20 protein-coding genes are annotated in these 21,220 nt (G+C 65.2%); 13 read left to right on the top strand and 7 right to left on the bottom strand.

Going from position 1 to position 21,220, the window contains the following annotated elements:
- Positions 1-137: 137 nt before the first annotated feature.
- Positions 138-1,907 (bottom strand): tetratricopeptide repeat protein, encoded by a 1,770-nt coding sequence (locus JQK15_RS09925; RefSeq protein ID WP_214865276.1) that lies wholly within the window; start codon positions 1,905-1,907, stop codon positions 138-140.
- 79 nt (positions 1,908-1,986) lie between these two features.
- The gene (locus tag JQK15_RS09920) at positions 1,987-3,003 is read right to left on the bottom strand and encodes an adenosine deaminase (protein ID WP_214865274.1); all 1,017 of its coding nucleotides are present in this window, start codon (positions 3,001-3,003) and stop codon (positions 1,987-1,989) included.
- Between the two features lie 26 nt (positions 3,004-3,029).
- On the opposite strand from JQK15_RS09920, the gene JQK15_RS09915 reads away from it, so the two are divergent.
- From JQK15_RS09915 to JQK15_RS09880, 8 genes are all read left to right on the top strand, one after another.
- Entirely contained in the window at positions 3,030-3,191 is a 162-nt protein-coding gene (locus JQK15_RS09915; RefSeq protein ID WP_214865272.1) for a hypothetical protein, read from the top strand.
- Positions 3,192-3,303: 112 nt separating this feature from the next.
- The gene (paoA, locus tag JQK15_RS09910) at positions 3,304-3,939 is read left to right on the top strand and encodes an aldehyde dehydrogenase iron-sulfur subunit PaoA (RefSeq protein WP_214865270.1); all 636 of its coding nucleotides are present in this window, start codon (positions 3,304-3,306) and stop codon (positions 3,937-3,939) included.
- A complete protein-coding gene (locus JQK15_RS09905) occupies positions 3,936-4,886 on the top strand; it encodes an FAD binding domain-containing protein (protein WP_214865268.1) in 951 nt (316 codons plus the stop codon). Before paoA ends, JQK15_RS09905 begins: the two co-directional genes overlap by 4 nt.
- 4 nt (positions 4,887-4,890) lie before the next feature.
- Positions 4,891-7,092 (top strand): aldehyde oxidoreductase molybdenum-binding subunit PaoC, encoded by a 2,202-nt coding sequence (gene paoC / locus JQK15_RS09900; RefSeq protein WP_214865266.1) that lies wholly within the window; start codon positions 4,891-4,893, stop codon positions 7,090-7,092.
- 20 nt (positions 7,093-7,112) lie between these two features.
- The gene (locus tag JQK15_RS09895; protein WP_214865264.1) at positions 7,113-7,712 is read left to right on the top strand and encodes a cysteine hydrolase family protein; all 600 of its coding nucleotides are present in this window, start codon (positions 7,113-7,115) and stop codon (positions 7,710-7,712) included.
- A gap of 184 nt (positions 7,713-7,896) precedes the next feature.
- Positions 7,897-9,579 (top strand): ATP-binding cassette domain-containing protein, encoded by a 1,683-nt coding sequence (locus JQK15_RS09890; RefSeq protein WP_037512656.1) that lies wholly within the window; start codon positions 7,897-7,899, stop codon positions 9,577-9,579.
- The gene (locus tag JQK15_RS09885) at positions 9,576-10,646 is read left to right on the top strand and encodes an efflux RND transporter periplasmic adaptor subunit (protein ID WP_214865262.1); all 1,071 of its coding nucleotides are present in this window, start codon (positions 9,576-9,578) and stop codon (positions 10,644-10,646) included. The genes JQK15_RS09890 and JQK15_RS09885 overlap by 4 nt, the downstream gene beginning before the upstream one ends.
- A 2-nt stretch (positions 10,647-10,648) precedes the next feature.
- Positions 10,649-12,112: a TolC family protein gene (locus tag JQK15_RS09880; protein ID WP_214865599.1), complete on the top strand. Its 1,464-nt coding sequence runs from the start codon at positions 10,649-10,651 to the stop codon at positions 12,110-12,112.
- Positions 12,113-12,136: 24 nt separating this feature from the next.
- Here JQK15_RS09880 and JQK15_RS09875 read toward each other — a convergent pair whose 3' ends face one another.
- From JQK15_RS09875 to JQK15_RS09860, 4 genes are all read right to left on the bottom strand, one after another.
- Positions 12,137-13,324, bottom strand: coding sequence for a GNAT family N-acetyltransferase (locus JQK15_RS09875; protein WP_214865260.1), 1,188 nt, complete (start codon positions 13,322-13,324; stop codon positions 12,137-12,139).
- Positions 13,321-14,157, bottom strand: coding sequence for a cupin domain-containing protein (locus JQK15_RS09870; RefSeq protein ID WP_214865258.1), 837 nt, complete (start codon positions 14,155-14,157; stop codon positions 13,321-13,323). The genes JQK15_RS09875 and JQK15_RS09870 overlap by 4 nt, the downstream gene beginning before the upstream one ends.
- A gap of 27 nt (positions 14,158-14,184) precedes the next feature.
- Positions 14,185-14,427, bottom strand: coding sequence for a hypothetical protein (locus JQK15_RS09865; RefSeq protein ID WP_214865256.1), 243 nt, complete (start codon positions 14,425-14,427; stop codon positions 14,185-14,187).
- Positions 14,428-14,583: 156 nt separating this feature from the next.
- Positions 14,584-15,039 (bottom strand): universal stress protein, encoded by a 456-nt coding sequence (locus tag JQK15_RS09860; protein ID WP_004207608.1) that lies wholly within the window; start codon positions 15,037-15,039, stop codon positions 14,584-14,586.
- A 189-nt stretch (positions 15,040-15,228) separates the two neighbouring features.
- Between JQK15_RS09860 and JQK15_RS09855 the strand changes: the two genes are divergently transcribed.
- From JQK15_RS09855 to JQK15_RS09840, 4 genes are read left to right on the top strand one after another with little or no spacing between them, the layout of a single operon-like run.
- A complete protein-coding gene (locus tag JQK15_RS09855) occupies positions 15,229-16,533 on the top strand; it encodes a pyruvate dehydrogenase complex dihydrolipoamide acetyltransferase (protein WP_097383582.1) in 1,305 nt (434 codons plus the stop codon).
- Positions 16,533-16,934 (top strand): acyl-CoA thioesterase, encoded by a 402-nt coding sequence (locus tag JQK15_RS09850; RefSeq protein WP_017503271.1) that lies wholly within the window; start codon positions 16,533-16,535, stop codon positions 16,932-16,934. Before JQK15_RS09855 ends, JQK15_RS09850 begins: the two co-directional genes overlap by 1 nt.
- Before the next feature lie 41 nt (positions 16,935-16,975).
- Positions 16,976-18,391: a dihydrolipoyl dehydrogenase gene (gene lpdA, locus JQK15_RS09845; RefSeq protein ID WP_214865254.1), complete on the top strand. Its 1,416-nt coding sequence runs from the start codon at positions 16,976-16,978 to the stop codon at positions 18,389-18,391.
- Positions 18,369-19,010 carry a phosphatase PAP2 family protein gene (locus JQK15_RS09840; protein WP_214865597.1) on the top strand — a complete coding sequence of 214 codons (642 nt, stop codon included), beginning with the start codon at positions 18,369-18,371 and terminating at the stop codon, positions 19,008-19,010. Before lpdA ends, JQK15_RS09840 begins: the two co-directional genes overlap by 23 nt.
- On the opposite strand, the gene JQK15_RS09835 is transcribed toward JQK15_RS09840, so the two are convergent.
- Entirely contained in the window at positions 18,984-20,426 is a 1,443-nt protein-coding gene (locus JQK15_RS09835; RefSeq protein WP_214865252.1) for a DUF2142 domain-containing protein, read from the bottom strand. The two genes, JQK15_RS09840 and JQK15_RS09835, sit on opposite strands and share 27 nt — an antisense overlap.
- Before the next feature lie 102 nt (positions 20,427-20,528).
- Here JQK15_RS09835 and JQK15_RS09830 point away from each other — a divergent pair, with 102 nt between their 5' ends.
- Complete coding sequence (locus tag JQK15_RS09830; RefSeq protein ID WP_010336025.1) at positions 20,529-21,218, top strand: hypothetical protein; 690 nt, start codon at positions 20,529-20,531, stop codon at positions 21,216-21,218.
- Positions 21,219-21,220: the final 2 nt, after the last annotated feature.

Below are 21,220 nucleotides of genomic sequence, written 5' to 3'. Positions count from 1 at the left end.
AAGGGGGCGGCGCGGATGCCATGGCGCGAAATATCGATCCCGGTGGGCTGGACGCGCCTTCCCTACCAGCAAAATAAGCGATGGCCAGTATTTTCCGGCTATTTGTCCATTTTCCCGATCGACAAGCGGATCGCCCCTCAGAGCCGGTCCATCCGCAGCCAGTCGGGATCGCCGGACCAGGCGCTGGTCAGAGCCTTGCGGGCGGCGGCGGCCTCTGCCTCATGCCCCTGGGCTGCCTCCGCGCGGGCGAGGCCGTAGAGCGCCCAGCCATTATTGGGAGCCTGGATCAGGGCCTGGCGGAAAGCGGCGCTGGCATCGTCGGGGCGGCCGGCGAGAAAGAGGGCGGCGCCGAGCGACTGATGCACCGGATAATACCAGTAGGCCGGTTCCTGATAGGGGATCCTGCGCTCCAGCGCGATGGCGGCGCGATAATGATCGGCGGCCTGCGCATAGCGATGCTGGGCGGTGGCGAGGCGGCCGCGCGCGACCGCGGTGGCGAGCGCGATCAGGTCAGGGGCGGGGACGCCCTGCGCGATCATCGGGGCCAGTGCATCGGAGCGGGCGATCGCGGTCATCGCTGCGACCTCCGCATCGAAGCCGTGCTGATTACGCTGCTGGGCATGGGCCACGGCGCGGGCATAATGGCGCATCGCGATGGCGTAGGGCAGGCGCGGATCGGGCGCCGGCAGGGCGAGGATGGCGGCGGGCGCGGCAAATTGCGCCATGGCCAGATAGGGGGCGGCGTCGATCGCCTGGATCCAGGCGATGGCGGCCGAGGTTGCGGGATCGAGGATGGTGCGCAGCCGCCGCGCCTCCCGCATCGCGCCATCCATGTCGCCCGCCATTTGCGCGGAGGCGACGATGAAATGGACATTGTGCGGATAATAGCCGTAGCGCACCAGGCTGTGGTCGTCGGTGGCGCGGATGAAGGCTTCGTCGGCGCGGGCGGCGGCGATGTTGACGCTGATCGAGTCGCGATAGCGGCCGACGACCTGATAGATGTGGCTTGGCATATGGACGAGATGGGCGGCGCTGGGCGCGCCATCGGCGGAGAGGCGATCGGCGGCAGCTTCGGCGCGTTTTGCATCGCTCGCTTCGAGCAGGTGGATCATCAGATGCGCCGCCTGGACATGGGCGGGATTGCGGGCCTGCACCGTTTCGACCAGGCGGATGGCGGCGCCGGCGCGCCCGATCGGGGTCTTGCGGTCGGCCTCCCAATAATTCCACGGGCTGGTGTCCATCGCCGCTTCGGCGGCCAGCACGGCGACATCGTCATCGGCCGGGAAGCGGGCCGCGAGCGCTAGCATCGCATCGGCATAGGCGCCGTCGAGCGCGGCGCGGTCGGCATCGGGATCACGGGCATAGCGCAGCGCCGCTGCCTCGATCAGGCCGCGCTCCATCGGTGAGGCCCGATCGCGCAGCGCCATCGTCCGGTCCATCGCGGCAAGAGCCGCGCCCCGGTCGCCGGCGTCCATCGGTGCGTTGATATTGGGGCCGAGCGCCACCGCCTCGCCCCACCAGCAAAGCGCGCAGGCCGGATCGAGCCGCTGTGCCGCACGGAAGGAGCGGACCGCGCCGGCATGGTTGAAGCCGTACATGAGCAGCAGGCCCTGGCTGAAATAGCGGCGCGCCTGCGGATTGGCGGTGGTCAGCGGAAAGCGCGAATGGGTGAGATCGTCGAACAGCGGGATCGGCGGCGCGTCGGCGATCGGCTGGGCGGCGGCGGCGGCGATCAGCAATTCGCGGGCGAGGGCGGAGCCGACCCGTGGGCCGCTACACAGGCTGCGGGCGAGGCGGACGGGATCGAGCGCGGCAAGCGTCGCGGGCGAGAAGGCAGGTTCGATCGATACGGAGGCGAGCGACAGGCCGATGCCCAGCGCGGTCGCTGCCCTTATCCAGTCAGCCATGCGTCCGGCCCTTCCCCAAAAGCCCGCCATCCTGCGAGACAGACTATATCATCGGGGAAGGGGCCGGTAAATCAGGGCCTCAACGCGCCTGTTCGAGATAGGCGTCGATGGTCGCCAGATGGGCGTCCTTGGCCTGCTGCGGCAGGAAGGAGCCGGTGATGCTGTTGCGCGCGAGCAGGGCGATCTGCTCGCGGGTCAGGTTGCGTGCGGCGACGACAGCGCGATAATTGTCGTTGAGATAGCCGCCGAAATAGGCGGGATCGTCGGAATTGACCGTCGCGCGCAGGCCCATATCCAGCATCCGGTCGAGCGGATGGCTGGCGATATCGTCGATCACGCATAATTTGAGGTTGGAGAGCGGGCAGACGGTCAGCACCATCTGCTCGTCCACCAGTCGGCCGACCAGGGCATCCTCCTCCAGCGCGCGATTGCCATGGTCGATCCGGTCGACCTTGAGCAGGTCGAGCGCTTCCCAGACATAGGCGGGCGGGCCTTCCTCACCGGCATGAGCGCACAGCTTGAGGCCGGCGTCGGCTGCAGCGGCGAAGACGCGAGCGAATTTCTCGGGCGGGTGGCCGACTTCGGAGGAGTCCAGCCCCACGGCCTTGATCTGCGGCAACCAGGGGGTGGCGGCGCGCAGCGTCTCGAACGCCTCTTCCTCGCTCAGATGGCGCAGGAAGCTGAGGATCAGGTCGCTGGTGATGCCATGGCGTTCTTCCGCGTCCCGCATGGCTGACAGCAGTCCATCGATCACATGGGCGAAGGGCACTCCGCGCGATGTGTGTGCCTGCGGATCGAACATGATTTCGGCATGGACGATATTGTCCTGCGCCGCGCGATCGAAATAGGCGGCGGCGAGATCGTGGAAATCCTGCGGCGTGCGCAGCACATTGGTGCCGGCATAATAGATATCCAGGAAATCCTGGAGATTGCCGAAATCATAGGCCTGGCGGATCTCGTCGATCGAGCCGTAGGGCAAGGTCACGTCGTTGCGCCGGGCCAGCGCGAACATCAGTTCGGGCTCCAGCGTCCCTTCGATATGGAGATGCAACTCTGCCTTGGGCAGTCCGGTGATGAATTGGTCGATGTCGGTCATGGGGCCTCTATACAGGATCGGCCACCATGGCACAGCTACGGGCCGCGCGAAACGGTCGTTGCAGCGCCATGCTGGTTTGCGTGCAAGGTCGCGTGTGGAAGGCCACCGCGGTATTTGTTTGGCGATTTTCGTCGGCCGCCACAGCATTCATGATCCCGGATCATGACATCATGCCGATCATCGCATGAACCTGAACGGCCTCTCCTGTGTTATCCTCCATCTGGGTAGATGGCAGGCCGGAAGACGGCCGCCAGTTTTCTTCGATAGAGCGCGCAATCAGCGTCTGCAGGGGAGATTTTCATGGCCGATTTTCCGGATATGGGCGTGTCGCGACGCGGCATATTGGCGGGCGGTGCCGCCTCCGCGACGGTTGCCGTCATTCCAGCACCAGTGCAGGCACAGCCGTCTCCCGCTGCGCCGCCGCCGATGATGGCGGTCGATTTCATCGTGAATGGCAAGCGGCAGCAGTTGAAGCTCGACACCCGCACGACATTGCTCGACGCGCTGCGCGAACATCTCAAGCTGACCGGCACCAAGAAGGGCTGTGATCATGGCCAGTGCGGCGCCTGCACCGTGATGGTCAACGGCACCCGCATCAACAGCTGCCTCAGCCTGGCGCTGCAGCATCAGGGCGACGAGATCACCACGATCGAAGGGCTGGGCATGCCCGACAACCTCCATCCGATGCAGGCGGCCTTCATCGCCCATGATGGCTATCAGTGCGGCTATTGCACGCCTGGGCAGATCTGCTCTGCCGTCGCCGTGCTCAAGGAAATCGAGCAGGGCGTGCCTAGCCATGTCCAGACGGACATCACCCGCGCGCCGGACTATTCCAATATCGAGGTGCGCGAGCGGATGAGCGGCAATCTGTGCCGTTGCGGCGCCTATTCCAATATCGCGCAGGCCATGGCGCAGGTCGCGGGAGCAAAGGCATGAAGAGCTTCACCTATGAACGGGCGAAGACGCCCGAGCAGGCCGCCGCGGCCGTGGCCGGCCGGCCAGGCGCCAAATATCTGGCTGGCGGCACCAATTTGCTCGACCTGATGAAGCTGGAGATCGAGACGCCGACCCATCTGGTCGATGTCCAGGATCTGAAGCTCGACCGGATCGAGAAGACGGCGGAGGGCGGGCTGCGGATCGGCGCGCTCGTCACCAACACGGCGCTGGCGTCGGACATGGCGGTCCGCCGCGACTATGGCGTCCTTGCCCGTGCGATCGTCGCCGGCGCCAGCGGCCAGTTGCGCAACAAGGCGACGACGGCCGGGAACCTGCTGCAGCGAACCCGCTGCCCCTATTTCTACGACACCAACATGCCCTGCAACAAGCGTCGGCCCGGCACGGGCTGCGCGGCGATCGGCGGCTTTTCCCGACAGCTGGCCGTCATCGGTTCGTCGGATCAGTGCATCGCCACCTATCCCGGCGACATGGGCGTGGCGCTGCGCCTGCTCGATGCGAAGGTCGAGACGGTGAAGGCCGATGGCGTAAAGCGCGCAATCGACTTTGCCGACTTCCATCGCCTGCCCGGCAATGAGCCGCAGCGCGACAATGTGCTGGAGGCTGGCGAACTGATCACCGCCGTCACCCTGCCCAAGCCGATCGGCGGCACCCAACTCTATTACAAGGTGCGCGATCGGGCCTCCTATGCCTTCGCGCTGGTTTCGGTCGCCACCGTCATCCAGAAGGACGGTAGCGGACGCGTGGCATTTGGCGGCGTCGCCCATCGGCCCTGGCGAGTGGAAGCGGCCGAAGCCGCCTTTCCAGGCGGCGCCCGCGCGGTGACGGAGAAGGTCTTTGCCGATGCCCGTCCGACCGAGGACAACAGGTTCAAGCTGAAACTGGCCGAGCGGACGCTGGCGTCGCTCATGGCCCAGGCGAGGAGTTGATCCCATGAAATTCGATGCTCCCGCCAAGGCCAATCTGTTCGATCAGGCCAAGATCGTCGGCAAGTCGACGCCCCGGATCGACGGCCCGCTCAAGACCACCGGCCAGGCGCCCTATGCCGCCGAACGCCATGATGTCATCGCCAACCAGGCCTATGGCTTCGTCGTCGGATCGGCCATCGCCAAGGGGCGGATCGCCGCGATGGACACCAGCCTGGCCCGCGCTGCGCCAGGCGTGATTGCGATCGTCACCGCCCCCGATACCAAGCCGGTCGGCAAGGGCATGATGAACTATGCCCCGCTGTTCGGTGGCAGCGACATCCATCATTATCATCAGGCGATCGCCTGCGTGGTGGCCGAAAGCTTCGAACAGGCGCGCGCCGCCGCGGCGCTCATCCGCACCGATTATGTGCGGGACAAGGGCGTGTTCGATTTTCCTGCCGTCGCCCCGGCCGCGCCGCTGGCCAAGGGGCAGGGGGGCAAGCCCGACACCAGCAGTCAGGGCGATTTCGCCGCCGCCTTCGCCGCGGCGCCGGTGAAGCTCGACGCGCGGTACAGTACCTCGAACGAAAGCCATTCGATGATGGAGCCGTTCGCAACCATCGCCGCCTGGGACGGCGACAGGCTGACGCTCTGGACGTCCAACCAGATGATCGCCTGGGCCAAGCAGAGCATGGGCAAGATCCTGGGCATCGACCCTGCCAATGTGCGGGTGGATTCGCCCTATATTGGCGGCGGTTTTGGCGGCAAGCTGTTCGTGCGGGCGGATGCCGTGCTGGCGGCGCTGGGTGCCAAGGCGGCCGGACGGCCGGTCAAGATTGCCGTGCAGCGCCCGCTGATGGCCAATAACGCGACCCATCGCCAGGCGACGATCCAGCGCATCCGTATCGGCGCGGAGCGGGACGGGCGGATTACCGCGATCGGGCATGAAAACTGGTCGAGCAACATCAACGGCACGGATGGCGAGGATGGCACGGCCCAGACGCCCAAAGTCTATGCCGCCGCCAATCGCATGACCGCCAATCATGTCGCCATGCTCGACCTGCCGGAGGGCAATGCGATGCGCGCGCCCGGCGAGGCGCCGGGGCATCTGGCGCTGGAAGTGGCGATCGACGAACTGGCCGAAAAGCTCGGCATGGACCCGATCGAACTGCGCATCCGCAATGAGCCCGAAGGGACGGTGCCTGCCAACGCGACCCAGCGCATTTCCGACCGCAACCTCGTCCGCTGCCTGCGCGAAGGGGCGGAGCGGTTCGGTTGGGCGCAGCGCAGCGCCAGGCCGGGGCAGCGCCGCGAAGGCGCCTGGCTGATCGGCATGGGCGTCGCGGCGGGCTATCGCGGCGGGCCGACGGCGACGTCCGGCGCGCGCGCGCGGCTCGGCACGGATGGCCGTATCACCATCGAAACCGACATGACCGACATCGGTACCGGCAGCTACACGATCATCGCCCAGACCGCAGCGGAAACCATGGGCGTGCCGCTCGACCGGGTCCAGGTGGTGCTGGGCGATTCCGATTTTCCCGCCTCATCGGGGTCGGGCGGCCAATGGGGCGCGGCCAGCTCGACCGCCGGCGTCTATGCTGCCTGCGTGGCGTTGCGCCGGGCGATCGGCCAGAAATTGGGGTTCGACGCCGATAGCGCGACCTTCGCCGACGGCCGGATCGACGCGGGCGGTCGCCGCATGGCGCTGACCGATGCCGGCGCCCTGACGGCGGAGGATGAAATCAGCTTTGGCGATTTCAAGAAGGGCTATGATGTCGGCACCTATGCCGGCCATTTCGCCGAAGTTGCGGTCAACGCCTATACCGGCGAAACCCGCATCCGCCGCATGTTGGCGGTGTGCGATGCCGGCCGCATCCTCAATCCGCTGTCGGCGCGCAGCCAGGTGATCGGTGCCATGGTCATGTCGGCCGGCTCCGCCCTGATGGAGGAACTGGCGGTCGACACCCGCTTCGGCTTCTTCGTCAATCACGACCTTGCCGGCTATGAAGTGCCGGTCCATGCCGACATCCCGCATCAGGAATGCATCTTCCTCGACACGCTCGATCCGGTGGTCTCGCCGTTGAAGGCGAAGGGGGTGGGGGAATTGGGCATATGCGGTCCCGGATCGGCGATCGCCAACGCCATCTACAATGCCACCGGCATCCGCGTGCGCGACTATCCGCTGACGCTCGACAAATATCTCGACCAGATGCCCGACATCGCCTGACCCTTAACCGGAGCAAGACCATGAAGCCGGACAAGACCGCTATCGTCCTGATCGAATATCAGAATGATTTCGTCAGCGAGGGCGGTGCCCAGCATGAGGCGGTGCGGGATGTGATGCGCGCCACCAGCATGCTGGCGAACAGCGTCGCGCTGCTGGATGGCGCGCGCCAGGCGGGGCTCACCATCCTTCATGTGCCGATCAGCTTTGCGGAGGGCTATCCCGAACTGTCGCCCCGGCCCTATGGCATCCTTGCCGGCGTGATCGCCGCCAAGGCCTTTCGCCGGGGTAGCTGGGGCGCGCAGATTGCCGATGCGATGGCGCCGACCGATGGCGAGATCGTGGTGGAGGGCAAGCGTGGCCTGGACTGCTTCGCCAGCACCAATATCGATTTCATCCTGCGCCAGCACGGCATCACGCACCTGGCCATCGGCGGCTTTCTCACCAATTGCTGCGTCGAATCCACCATGCGCTCCGCCTATGAACGGGGCTATCATGTCGCGACGCTGATCGACTGCTGCGCCACCATCGGCGAGGAGGAACAGCGCGTGGCGATCACCAAGGATTTCCCGATGTTCTCGCTGCCAATGACCGGGCGGGATTTCCTCGCGCAATTTGGCTGAAGGACCGATCTGCCCCCTCCAGAGCGGGGGACTTCTGACTGGGAGGGCATCATTTGCCCTGATGCCTGCACCATTCTGCAAACGCTTCATAAGTTTATGTTGCTGTGCAGCATAGGCCATTGTGGGCCGTAATCGCCGCGGTTAGGGGCGCTTTCGATGAGGCTGGCAGGGAACAGGTGTCGAGTTGGCGAGTGAGCGTTTCGGCTTGCGGCAGGCGGCCGCGTGGCTGTCGGAGGTCGTCGGGCCTGACCGCAGCTATGTGAATGTCGGGATCGTCTATACGGTGGCGATCAGCCTGTTGTCGCTGGCCACCCCCATTTCCGTGCAACTGCTGATCAACTCCGTGGCGCGTACCGCGCTGGTCGCGCCCTTGTGGATCCTGTCCGGCGTGCTGCTGGCGCTGCTGCTGGTCGTGGCGGGGCTGAGCGCGCTGCGCGTCTATCTGCTGGCGATCTTCGAACGCCGCATCTTTGCGCGGGTGGTTGCGGAAATCACCGTGCGCGCGGTCCATGCGCAAAACCCCTTCTTCGTCGATGAAAGCCGGGGTAGCCTGTTCAACCGCTATTTCGACATGGTGATCGTCCAGAAATCGGTGCCCAGCCTGGTGATTGGCGCCTTCACCATCGTGCTGCAGGGGGCGGTGGGACTGGTGGTGACCAGCTTCTACCATCCCTTCTTCCTGGCCTTTAACCTGGTGCTGGTAACGGTGTGTCTGATGATCTGGCTGGCCTGGCGGCATGGCGCGATCACCGGTGCGGTGGGCGTCAGCCATGCCAAGCATAATGCCGCGCACTGGCTGGAAAGCGTCGGCGGTTCGAACGGTTTCTACAAATCGGCCCGGCACCTGAATTTCGCGATGGACCGGTCCGAGACGGTCATTGCCGACTATATCGCCGCGCATCGCCGTTATTTCCGCTACAGTTTCGCGCAGACGCTGGGTTATTTTCTGGTCTATGCCTTCGCGGCGGCTGCCTTGCTCGCGCTCGGCGGCAATCTGATCCTCGCCGGCCAGCTTTCGATCGGGCAGCTGGTTGCGGCGGAACTGATCCTGTCCGGCGTCTTCTACGGCATCTACCAGCTCGGTTCCTATCTCGACACCTTCTATGATCTGGTCGCGAGCAGCGAGGAATTGTCGCAAATCCTGGCCATCCCGCAGGAGCGGCTTGGCCAGCGCGGGGAAGCACCACGCGACGGATCGGTGCGCTTCCGCGATGTCGAGATCGACAAGGCCCAGATCAATTTCGAAATTGCGAGCGGCGAACAGGCGGTGATCCTAGCCGAACCGGGCATGGAGAGCGCCCTGGCGCTGCTGCTCAAGCGCCACGCCGCGCCCGACAGCGGCATCGTCCTGATCGGTGGCAGTGAGCTGGGCAGTTTCGACATGTATCTGCTGCGATCGGCGGTGATGGTGCTCAATCGCCCGACCATCATCGATGTCACCCTGCGCGAATATCTGTCGTTCGCCGAAGGCCGCGACATGGATGGGGCGCGGATCATGAACGCGCTGGAACGGGTTGGCCTGGGCGCGCGGCTCGCCAGGCTGCCGCACGGGCTGGATACCCAGCTCGCCAGCTCCGGCTCGCCGCTGTCGATCGTCGAAGTGATGCAGCTCAAGCTCGCCAATGCCCTGCTCAGCCGTCCGCGCGTTCTGCTGTTGTCGCAACTTTACGACATGATGCCGATTGCCAGCCTCAAGGCGACATTGGCCGAGTTGCGGGCAGCGGGCACGACCGTGCTGCTGAGCAGCGGGCGCCCCGAAGCGCTCGACCTCGACGCCTGGTATTGGGTCGGCGCGCGCGCGCAGCAACGGTTCACCGACAAGGATGAATTTGCCCGCTTCGTTGCGGCGCGGGAGGCGCAGGCATGACGCTCGATCGCGCCCAGGCCGAACATTTTCCGTCGCTCGCCCAGTTGCGACCGCCCCGACTGGTGATGACCGTCGCCTGGCTCATCCTGCTGGGCGTCCTGCTCGTGCTGGCGATCCTGTTCGTGCCCTGGCAGCAGACCGCGCAGGGCGGTGGTCAGGTCACGACGCTGAGCGCGCAGGACCGCGCCCGCGACGTATCCTCGCTGGTGAGCGGCCGCGTCGCCGAGTTCTACGTCAGGGACGGCGATCATGTCCGGGCCGGCGATCCGATCGTCCGGGTGGTCGATGTCGATCCGGATTTTCTTGCCCGGCTGGCGGGCGAAAAGGCACAGGTCGAGGCGCAGATCGCGGCGGTCCAGCAGGCGCGGGCAACCGCGATGATCGACGTCAATCGCACCAGCCAGCTCTATGCCGAAGGGCTGGCCGCCCGGCGCGATTATGAGCAGACCCAGATCAAGGTCGCCGACGTGGACGCGAAGCTGGCCGAAGCGCGGGCGAAGCTCAAGCAGATCGAGATCAAGCTCGCGCAAAGTTCGGCACAGATCGTCTCAGCGCCGCGCGAAGGTCGGGTGCAGGATCTGAATGCCGCAGCGGGCGGCGCGCTGATCTCGTCCGGCACGGTGCTGGCGACGATCGCGCCCGAAAATATCACCCGCGCGGTTGAGCTCTATGTCGACGGGCGCGACGTGCCCCTGGTCGAGCCGGGGCGCTCCGTGCGGCTCGAATTTGAGGGCTTTCCGGCCTTCCAGTTCAGTGGCTGGCCGGCTTTTGCTGTTGGTATCTATGACGGCCAGGTGCGGTCGGTCGATCCCACGCCGCGCACCGACGGGTTGTTCCGCATCTTGGTGGAACAGGCGCCGGGCAAGACCGCCTGGCCGGAGCGACGCTTCGTCCGTCAGGGCAGCAAGGTGCTGGGCTGGGTGCAGGGCGACACGGTGCCGGTCTGGTATGAATTGTGGCGCCAGCTCAACGATTTCCCGCTCAACTTTGGCCAGGATCAGGTGGCCGGCAAGGGCGAGGCGAAAGCGCCCAAGGACGACAAGAGTTCGATCGAGAAGAAGAAGTGACGATGTGGCGCGCGATGGCGCTTCCCATGCTGGTCGTGGCCATGGGCGCGGGCACCCTCCCGTGCGCGGCTGGTGCAGCCATGTCGGTCGATGCGACGCCCGCGCCGACCGCAGGGCAGCCCTCGACGCCGCTGACGCTGGATGAGGTGCTGCAATCCTCGGCCCGCTCGGCGCCCGATATCATTGCCGCTCTGGCGCGCGCGCGTCAGGCCGAAGGGCGCGCGATCAGCGCACAGGGCGCTTTCGACACGGTGTTTTCCGTGGATGCCCGCAGCCGGGTCGAGGGCTATTATGACGGCACGCTGATCGACAGCAAGGTCGAACGCCCGCTGACCGGCAATGGCGGCTATGTCTATGGCCAATATCGCAATTCGCGCGGGGATTTCCCGGTCTATGAGAACAAGGCCTATACCAATCGCGCGGGCGAGCTGAAGATCGGGGCACTCTATGCCCTGATGCGCGATCGCCTGATCGACGCGCGGCGGTCCGCGTCGCAAATCGCCGGCAACGATATCGACATCGCGCGCTTTGAAACACGGGCGACCGCCATCGGCGTGCAGGCGCGCGCCATTGCCGCCTATCAGAAATGGGTGGCGAGCGGCCTCAAGCTCAAGGCCTATGAGGCGCTCTACGATCTGGCCGAAAGCCGTAGCCAGGGCATTGCGCGTCAGGTGCAACTGGGTGCAAAGTCCGCGATATTGCTGACCGAAAACGAAGCCAACATGGTCAAGCGCGAAGCGCTGGTGGTGCAGGCGCGACAGGAGTTCATGGCGGCGGCCAACAGCTTCTCACTCTATTATCGCGATGCGGACGGATTGCCGATCCTCGTCGATGCCGCGCGCCTGCCCGCGTCCGCTGCCGCGTTCGACGGCCTGCGGATCAACCCATTGTTCGCAATAGAGGATCGCCCCGACTTCGGCATCCTGCTGGAGGAAATCGACAACGCCTCGGTCAAGCTGGCGCTGGCCGAGAACGACACCCGCCCCAAGCTGGATTTCGAAGGACAGGTCGCCAAGGATGTCGGTGCCCAGGGGCTGGGTGGCTATAGCCGCACGCCGCTGGAGGTGATCGTCGGCGTGACCTTCAAGGTGCCACTGCAGAACCGCAAGGCGAGGGGCAAGGTCGCCGAGAGCCAGGCGAAGATCGACGAACTCACCGTCAAGCAGCGCTATCTGGCGGAAAAGATCCGCACCGAAGTGGCCGGCATCGGCATCGAGGTCGACGCCGCGCGCGTGCTGGTGGATACGACCCGGCGGCAGCGCGACCTGGCCGAACGACTGGCTCAGGCCGAACGGCGCCGCTTTGATCTGGGATCGAGCGATTTCTTCCTGGTCAATAGTCGCGAGGAAGCGGCCACCGACGCCGCGGTCAAGCTGATCGAGGCGCAGGCCCGCATCGCCGCGGCCCAGGCCGAAATGGCGGCGGCAACGGCCGATGATCGGGCTCTGGGACTGGATCGCAGCTAGGCGGCATGTCGTTACGACCTGGCGTCAGGTCGCCGGTCGGTCGGGAAAACGGGCCTTGATCGCCGCATAGGCGGCTCTCGCCTTCATCAGGGCGTCGAACTGGACATGGTGCCAGGGCGAGCCGATCGCGACGGCACCATCGACAATCTTCCGGTTGCTGCCCCAAAGTCGATGGCAGTGCCCGGCGCCGCGTGGGACGCAGCTGTCGAAGGACATGCCGGGGCGGCCCCCGATGCGATCCCTGATGTCGCGCATCAGAAGCTGGCCCGGCGCATAAGCGCGATAATCCTCGTCGAACGCCATCTTGAAGCCATGGCCCCAGATGGCGGCTTCAAACCAGCTCGACATGGCGATGGCGCGGCCCCCGACCGACAGGGTGGCGAGGCGGGCGCTGCCGTTCGCATGACCGCGCTCAATCACTTCGCAAAACAGGGCCTGGGTCGCGCCGTCGCTTGCCAATGCGCTGCCGCTACGGCCTTTCCAGCCCGATGCCTCAAGGTCCAGAAACGCGTCGATCCAGGCTGTGCATGGCGCGTCCGGCGCCAGAATGTCGATCGTGACCGGGCCATGTTCCTGTTCCAGCCGCTTCGACAGGCTGCGCAGTCGGCTCCGCATTTTCGCGTCGCCGCGGCCTTCCCCTTCCTTGCCGGCGCGATAGGCTGGACGATCATGGCAATGGATGGTGTGGAATGCTCGCCTTTCCCGTTCGCAGCGGTCGAACAGGGCGATACTGACCGGATCGTCGGCATCCAGTCCGGAGACATGCAGCATGATCTCCCCGCCTGAGCGCTGGTCCAGGAAGGCGAACAGGCTCTTCCAGAACAGATCAGCGGACTGCGCGATGACCAGCGGCGTACCCAGGAATTGGTTGGTCGCCGCCCAGTTGCGCCAGATGCGCACTGGCCATCGGCCGAAGCGTGGTACGGCGATCAGCGGCATGACGCCCAGCCATGGTCCATTGATGGGGGCGACGACGGCCAGAAACACGTCAGCGCCATCAGGCGCGTGGCTCAGGGCGGCGTCCATGAACCAGTCCTGCGCGAAGACATTGGCCGCCCCGGCCAATGCCGACAGGGCTGCCCACTGCGCGCGATCATCGGCCGTCAGATCGGCATGGCGCAGGATGCGGACGGCGGGTTGGTCGGCATCCGACATCGGCCAGGCACGGCTGGCGTCCGGTTGGAAACTGCCGGAGGCGGGAAGGTGGCTCATAACAGACCGGCCTTGCGCGCCACGCGGCACCCGATCGAGCGCCATTTGGCCGCCTTGGGCCATATCGGCACGTCGCCGGTGGGCAGGCCCCATCGCCGCAGCAGCGGATTGATCTGCATGGCGTCGCCCAGCGCCTGGCTCCACTGGCTCTGCCAGGTCATCGACAGCGAAATGGATGGCTCCGCGCCCGCCCTTACCCAATGGGGCGAGGCATAGGGAATGAACAGGCCGTCGCCCGGCTGCATGGGGTGGATGTCGGCATCCGCCTCATAGGCGTCGTTCCAGGGCAGCATATTGTCGCCGCCGCCATAATAGGATTCGTGCCGGTCGATCGGCAGCCATGGTGCCATCGGGCGATAGGTCGCGAACTGTTTGTCGCCCGCGATCTGGAAGAGGATATTATATTCGCAATCGAAGTGAAACGGGGTGAGCGTTCCCGGCGCGGAAATGAAGATGAACCCCCGCACCGTCAGCCCCGGACCGGTCGCTGGAGAAATTGCGGGGCCGATCTGGTCCATCAGCCTGGCCAGCAACTCGCGATAGGCGGGCAGTTGCTCGACGAAGCGGAGCATGATCCAGTTGCCGCTGGTCTGGATCGAGCGAATGACGGTGGCGACATCGGCGTCGTCGGAGCGGTCCATCGCGAATTCGCCGCCATTGGGGGCGTTGCCGATCCGGCGTTCGACAAATTGCGGTGGCAGGTCGATGCTGGCTTTTGCCAGGGCTTCGAACGAGAGCAGCGGATGGCCCGTCAGGCTATGCTGCAGCATCGTCGGTGACAGCGGATAGGCGCTGGCGAAAGGACCGAGACTGGACGGCGCAACAAAGCTCATGGAGGAAGTTCTTCCGCTATGACGAGATCAATTGCCGCAAGATTGTCCTGCAAGGTTGAAGATCGCGTTAAGCAAGGTGCGCGTCTTCCTGTATATTTTTAGGAAATATGAAATTTTGTTGTGTTTGAGCGGAATTGAAATGGCGATGCGGAAAAGTCGAGTTGAGCCAAGATAATTACTACAATGATTTCTGTTGTGTTTCCGTTCCGGTGCGATGAAGAAGATCGCAATGCGGTGTTTCGGTCGGGGCTGATCTTCGATGCGCGCCATTCTCCCCTTGCGCGATTGTCGGATGCTGCGCTGGCACGCAACCGTGCGGCATGATGAGATTGTCGGCAGCGGCGAGAGGTCTGCGCTTGATGGGGCGCCGCGGACGCACGCGCCGGCACGACGCATTTCGCCGCGGAGAAGCCTTGAGGCTCTGGTTCAGCTCAGCCGGTCGATCGCGTCGCTGTCGAGGCCGCCGGGGATGATCATGATCGGGCAGGGCATCTTGCCCGCGTCCGATCCGGTGAAATGGGAAACGAGCGCGCCGGGCGGGCCGCTGGCGGCGGCGCCCAGGACCAAGGCGGCGACATCGTCCATTTCCTCCAGCGTCTTGCGCACCACCGCGACGGGATCGCCCTGGCGCACGGTGATGCTGGGGCGGATGCCGGATTCGTCGGTCAGCGTGCCGGCGGCGCTGGTCACCAGCGCTTCGGCCCGTTGCAGCGCCTCATCCTCCATCGTCGCCTGGACGCCGCCCCACTGGACGAATTCGGACGGCGGGATGAGGGCCAGGATGCGGATCGTTCCGGCCGTCTTGGCGGCGCGGCGCGCGGCGAAGCGCAGCGCGGTTTCCGCTTCGGGCGATTCGTCCACGACCACCAGATATGTCCGCATTGTTCGATATCCCCGAGAAACAAAAATCGGCCTTGCCGGCCCGTCAAAACTGCCCCGACGAACCAACGAGGTGAAATGTGGGGCATTATGGGCCCTTGCGCAAGGCGTGGCCTTGACCGTTCCGGCCAAAGGGTGAAAACGGGCTCCGAAACGGCGCGTGCCAGATAATCAAGAAGAGGCCCCGAACGCATGAGCAAGACGATCCAGATGCCTGCCCTGTCCCCCACCATGGAGGAGGGCACGCTGGCCAAGTGGCTGGTCAAGGAAGGGGACAAGGTATCGTCCGGCGACCTTCTCGCCGAGATCGAGACCGACAAGGCCACCATGGAATTCGAAGCGGTCGATGAAGGCACCGTCGCCAAGATCCTGGTGTCGGAAGGCGCCGAGGGCGTGAAGGTCGGCACCGTCATCGCGATCATCGCCGAAGAGGGCGAGGATGTCGCCGCAGCGGCCGCCAGCGGTGGCGCTGCCCCCGCGCCCAAGGCTGATGCGGTTCCCGCCAAGGCCGAAGCCGCCGCCCCCGCCGCCAAGGCTGATCCGGTGCCGGCGAAGGCGGCTGCGCCTGCCGCCGCTCCGGCGGAAGGCCGCGTGAAGGCGAGCCCGCTGGCCCGTCGCCTGGCCGAAGCCAAGGGCGTCGATCTGGCTGCTGTCGCCGGTTCGGGCCCGAACGGCCGCATCGTCAAGGCTGACCTGGATGGCGCCGCTGCTGCCCCGGCCAAGGCCGCTGCACCGGTTGCCGCCCCGGCCGCTGCTGCACCCGCCGCTGCCCCGGCACCGGTGGCCGCTGCCGCGCAGGATTTCGGCATTCCGCACGAAGTCATCAAGCTCAACGGCATGCGCAAGACGATCGCGCGCCGCCTGACCGAGTCCAAGCAGCAGGTGCCGCACATCTACCTGACCGTGGACATCCAGCTCGACAAGCTGCTGAAGCTGCGCGGCGAGCTGAACGCCGGCCTGTCGGGCCGTGGCGTCAAGCTGTCGGTCAACGACCTGCTGATCAAGGCGCTGGGCGTCGCGCTGATGCAGGTGCCCGAGTGCAACGTGCAGTTCGCCGGTGACCAGATGCTGCAGTTCAAGCGCGCCGACATTTCGGTGGCCGTGTCGATCCCCGGTGGCCTGATCACCCCGATCGTCACCGGCGCCGACATCAAGGGCGTCGCCGCCATCTCGAACGAGATGAAGGACCTGGCCGATCGCGCCAAGGCCGGCAAGCTGCAGCCGAGCGAATATCAGGGCGGCACCGCGTCGCTGTCGAACATGGGCATGTTCGGGATCAAGCAGTTCGAAGCCGTCATCAACCCGCCGCAGGGCATGATCATGGCGATCGGCGCGGGCGAGAAGCGTCCCTTCGTGGTCGATGACTCGCTCCAGATCGCGACCGTCATGTCGGCGACCGGCAGCTTTGACCATCGCGCGATCGACGGTGCCGACGGCGCTCGCCTGATGAAGGCGTTCCGCGAACTCATCGAAAATCCGCTGGGCATGCTGGCCTGATGGCGAAGATCGACGAGCAGCCGCCGGAGCATAGCCCGGCGGTGCGCGTCATCGCCATGCCGGCCGATACCAATCCCCACGGGGATATTTTCGGCGGCTGGCTGATGAGCCTGATGGATTCGGCTGCGGGTTCGGTTGCGGCGCGCTACAGCCACGGCCGTGCGGTGACGATCGCGGTGGAGGGCATGACCTTCCACCGCCCGGTCATCGTCGGCGACGAGGTGTCGGTGTTCGCGATGCTGAAGTCGGTTGGCCGCACGTCGATGAAGATCGATGTCGAGGCGTGGCGCCGTGCCCGTCACGACGACCGATCCTATCGCGTGACCCAGGCGACCTTCACCTTCGTGGCGATCGGTGAGGATCGCCAACCCCGTTCCGTGCCGCCGCTGCCTGCTCAATAAGGGCGCGGCCTGACCAAGATATCGAAAGAACGAGAGAGACCATGGCTGATACCTATGACCTGATCGTCCTCGGCTCCGGCCCGGGCGGCTATGTTGCCGCCATCCGGGCTGCGCAACTGGGCCTCAAGACCGCGATCGTGGAGCGCGAAAATCTGGGCGGCATCTGCCTCAACTGGGGCTGCATTCCGACCAAGGCGCTGCTGCGCTCGGCCGAAATCTTCCATTATATGCAGCATGCCAAGGATTATGGCCTGGTTGCCGAGAAGATCAGCGCCGACATCGAGGCGGTGGTGAAGCGCTCGCGCGGCGTCGCCAAGCAGCTCAATCAGGGCGTCACGCACCTGATGAAGAAGAACAAGATCACCGTTCACATGGGCGATGGCAAGCTGACCGGAAAGGGCAAGCTGACCGTCACCAAGGACGGCAAGAGCGAAGAGCTGACCGCCAAGCATATCATCGTCGCGACCGGCGCCCGCGCCCGCGACCTGCCGCAGCTGAAAGCCGACGGCAAGCGCGTGTGGACCTATCGCCATGCCATGACCCCGGCGGAAATGCCGACCAAGCTGCTGGTCATCGGTTCGGGCGCGATCGGTATCGAATTCGCCAGCTTCTACAACGACATGGGCGCTGACGTGACCGTGGTCGAGATGATGGACCGGATCGTGCCGGTCGAGGATGCCGATGTCTCGGCCTTCCTCGAAAAGGCGGTCAAGAAGCAAGGCATGACCATCCTGACCGGTGCCAAGATCGAGAAGATCGCCGCGACCGACAAGGCCGTGACCGCGACCATCAAGGACAAGGCCGGCAAGGAGATCACCGCCGAATATAGCCATGTCATCGTGGCGATCGGCATCGTCCCCAATGTCGAGAATATCGGTCTGGAAGAGGTTGGCGTCGAGCCCGACCAGCGCTTCCACATCAAGACTGACGCCTATGGCCGCACCAATGTCGACGGCATCTGGGCGATCGGCGACGTCACTGCGCCGCCATGGCTGGCCCACAAGGCAAGCCACGAAGCCGTCACCACGGTCGAGGCGATCGCGCAGGCGCTGGGCAACAAGGATGTCCACCCGCATGCGATGGACGTGCGCAACATTCCGGGTTGCACCTATTGCCACCCGCAGATCGCATCGGTCGGCCTGACCGAAGCCAAGGCCAAGGAAGCGGGCTACGACGTCAAGGTCGGCATGTTCCCCTTCATCGGCAATGGCAAGGCGATCGCGCTGGGCGAGGCCGAGGGCTTCACCAAGACCGTGTTCGACGCCAAGACCGGCGAACTGCTGGGTGCCCACATGATCGGCGCGGAAGTGACCGAGATGATCCAGGGCTATACCATCGGCAAGACGCTGGAGACCACCGAGGCCGAACTGATGCAGACGGTGTTCCCGCACCCGACCATCTCGGAATCGATGCATGAAAGCGTGCTCGCCGCTTATGGGCGTGCGCTCCATATCTGATCGGCCAAAGACGCTGGCAAAGGGCGCGGGGATATTCATCCTCGCGCTTTTTTGCGTGCTGGGAATTGCACTGGCGCAGCGCAATGGTCTGCTCGACGATCTGAACATCGGTCTGATGGGCTGGGCCGGGCAGGGGCGCGAGACGGCGCTGGGCGGGCATGTGACCATGGTCATGCGGCTCGCCTCGGCAATCGGCGGCACGGCGATCCGCATCATCCTGTCGCTGGTCGTGCTGGGCGCGCTGGTCTTTACCGGGCGGCGTGCGGCGGCCTCGTGGTTTGCGGGGGTGGAGATTGGCGGCACGCTGCTCAACCTCATCCTCAAGCAGATATTCGCCGCGCCCCGGCCCGACCTGCTGCCGCATCTCGACATCGTGCATAGCTACAGCTTCCCCAGCGGCCATGCGGCGGGGAACATGATGTTTTTCGGCGCGCTGGCGATGCTGGCCGGGCGGCGCTGGGCCTATGGTGCGGGCGGGGCGATGATCGCGCTGATCGGCGCCAGCCGGGTGTGGCTGGGCGTGCATTGGCCAAGCGATGTGATGGCCGGATGGGTCGAAGGGCTGGGCTGGCTTATGCTGTGCGCGGTCTGGCTACCAGCGCGGCGAGGGCAGCAGTAAGGCGCGGCCGATGCTGCTGTGCGGTGGCATGCCGTCGGCGGTGACGAAGCCATGGACCCAGAAACTGTCCCAGGCGCTGAGCATCGCGACCAGCAGCAGGGCCAGGCCTGCGCCGGTGCAGAGCAGGCGGGCACCGCGCAGCGGATCGGTCGGCATCAATGCCAGCAGCACGAGCGGCAGCAGCGGCAGGAAATAGCGGCCCTGCGTCCCCTGGATATAATCGGCGCCGAGCGGCGTGCCGGTGAGATACATGGCGGTTTCAATCAGCAGCGCGGTGCCGAGCGCGATCGCCAGCCACCAGAGCCGCTGGCCGAGGCCGAAGCGCTCGCCCGATCCGCTCAGCACGGCGCTGCCAAGCATCAGCAGGGCAAGGGGGTAAGCGAGCAGCGGCAGCAGGATCGCGTTCCAGCCGAAGCGGCCGACGATTTGCAGCGCATAGACTGGTGCCCGCTCGACGATGCTGGAGACGAGGATCCGGGCATAGCCGGCCGGATCGGCCAGGATCACGGCGAGTTGCTGCGCCAGCGGCGCGGTCAGCACGCTCTCCCCGGTCTTGCGGGAGGTGATGTGATAGAGCGCCTGGCTGCCGCCGTTCGCCTTCATCCAGACAGCGAAGATGACAGCCCCCAGCAGCATCGCGCTCAGGATCAGCGCGTTGCGAAGCAGGCTGGCGCGGCTGGGCCAGCGCAGTCCGGCGGCCATCAGCGGCAGATAGACGCCCTTGGCCAGCGCCAGCAGCGGCGCGGTGACCAGCGTGGCGGCGGTACTTGCGCGGTCCGGCGCCATGAAGCCGACGCGCAGTGCCAGAGCGAGGCCGAGAAAGCCGACGCCGTTGATGACCGCATCGGGCGAGAGCGAGCCGATCTGGTAGCAGAAGGTCGGCAGCAGCGCGGTGCCGAGCAGCGCCATCCGGCCAAAGGGGATAAGGCGCAGCGCGGCGACAAGCAGCAGCAATGCGGTCAGCGCATTGGCGATACGGCCGGCATAGAAGGCGCCGATGCGCGGCAGGCCGAGCGCGTCGCCTATCGCGAGGCCGACGGCGCCAGGGGCATAGAGGGTCGGCGCATAGCTGGCGACATTGGGAAATTCGGCAAAGCGCGTGCCGGGGCGAGCGGCGTCGGCGGACCAGGCCCGGTCGATCATCGCCTTGTCATAGCGGTGGCGTTGGCCGTCCGGTTCGGTCGGGAAATCGTTGGCATGAAGATCGACAGCCGCGCGCGGCAGTTCCGCGCCGATCCGGTCGCCCTGGATTTGCGTCACCACATGGCCCTGCGACAGAGCCAGCGCCTTCATATAATGCTGGTTCTCATCCGGCGCCTGGAAAGGAGGCGTCAGGGTCGCGAAGAACAAAGTCGCGAGGCCGATCGCAAGAAACACTATCCGTTCGAGACGCGACCATGGCGTGGCGACCGCCATGTCGGCATAAGGATGGTGTCTGGAAGAAGATCGCTCGCTGCGCATGCCCGCCGTTCGGTTTAATATTGATACGCCCTAGATATGCCCCGTTAACATTTTGCGATGAAGATGAAGGTCGAAAATATGCGATATTGGTTTGTTTCGGCCCTGATGCTGCTCGCGGCGCCGGCATGGGCGGAAGAGCCAGATGAGGAGTTGCCGGCCGGAATGATCCTGCATGCCGACACGCCGTTGTTTGGTGATGAGACCGAGGATAAATGGCCTCAGGCTTTTTCGAGCGATGATGCCAAGGAATTTGGTTGCACTAGTCGTGTTGCCTTCGGCGACTGGCAGATCCAGCCGTCCGATCCTGATGAGGATCCATTCTGGTACCGGATCAGCAACTATGGGGTGTTCCATTGCTGGGCCAATGTCGCGCAGGCATCTGCGCGCGAGGCGCTGGCTCATGCGGAGGTCGTGCCATCCTTTTTCATATTTCTGGGCACGCAAGGCGCAACGGAACTTTGGGCGTTGCAGAAGGGCGCTGTACCGGGCAGCGATTATCTGCTGCTGGCGCGCGAGCGCGGCGATGGGATCATCAGGCGCTTCTTTCTTTTGCAGCGTGACTGCACGGGGCAAGCCCTGCGCAAAGGGCGGCAACTCGACATATTGAACACCCGCTATTGTCATGTCGCTTCGCCGGCCGATCTGCTGGGAATTGCCCGGAAGATGGTAAAACGCGAGCCCTTGGGCGTACTAGCGCTAGTGCCTGAGGCCAAAGATGACGGCGAAATTGACAGCCAAACGCCCTAGGT

The organism is Sphingobium sp. BHU LFT2 (assembly GCF_018604485.1).
Classification (GTDB): Bacteria; Pseudomonadota; Alphaproteobacteria; order Sphingomonadales; family Sphingomonadaceae; genus Sphingobium; species Sphingobium yanoikuyae_A.
This window is presented reverse-complemented; position numbering and strand designations above follow the sequence as displayed.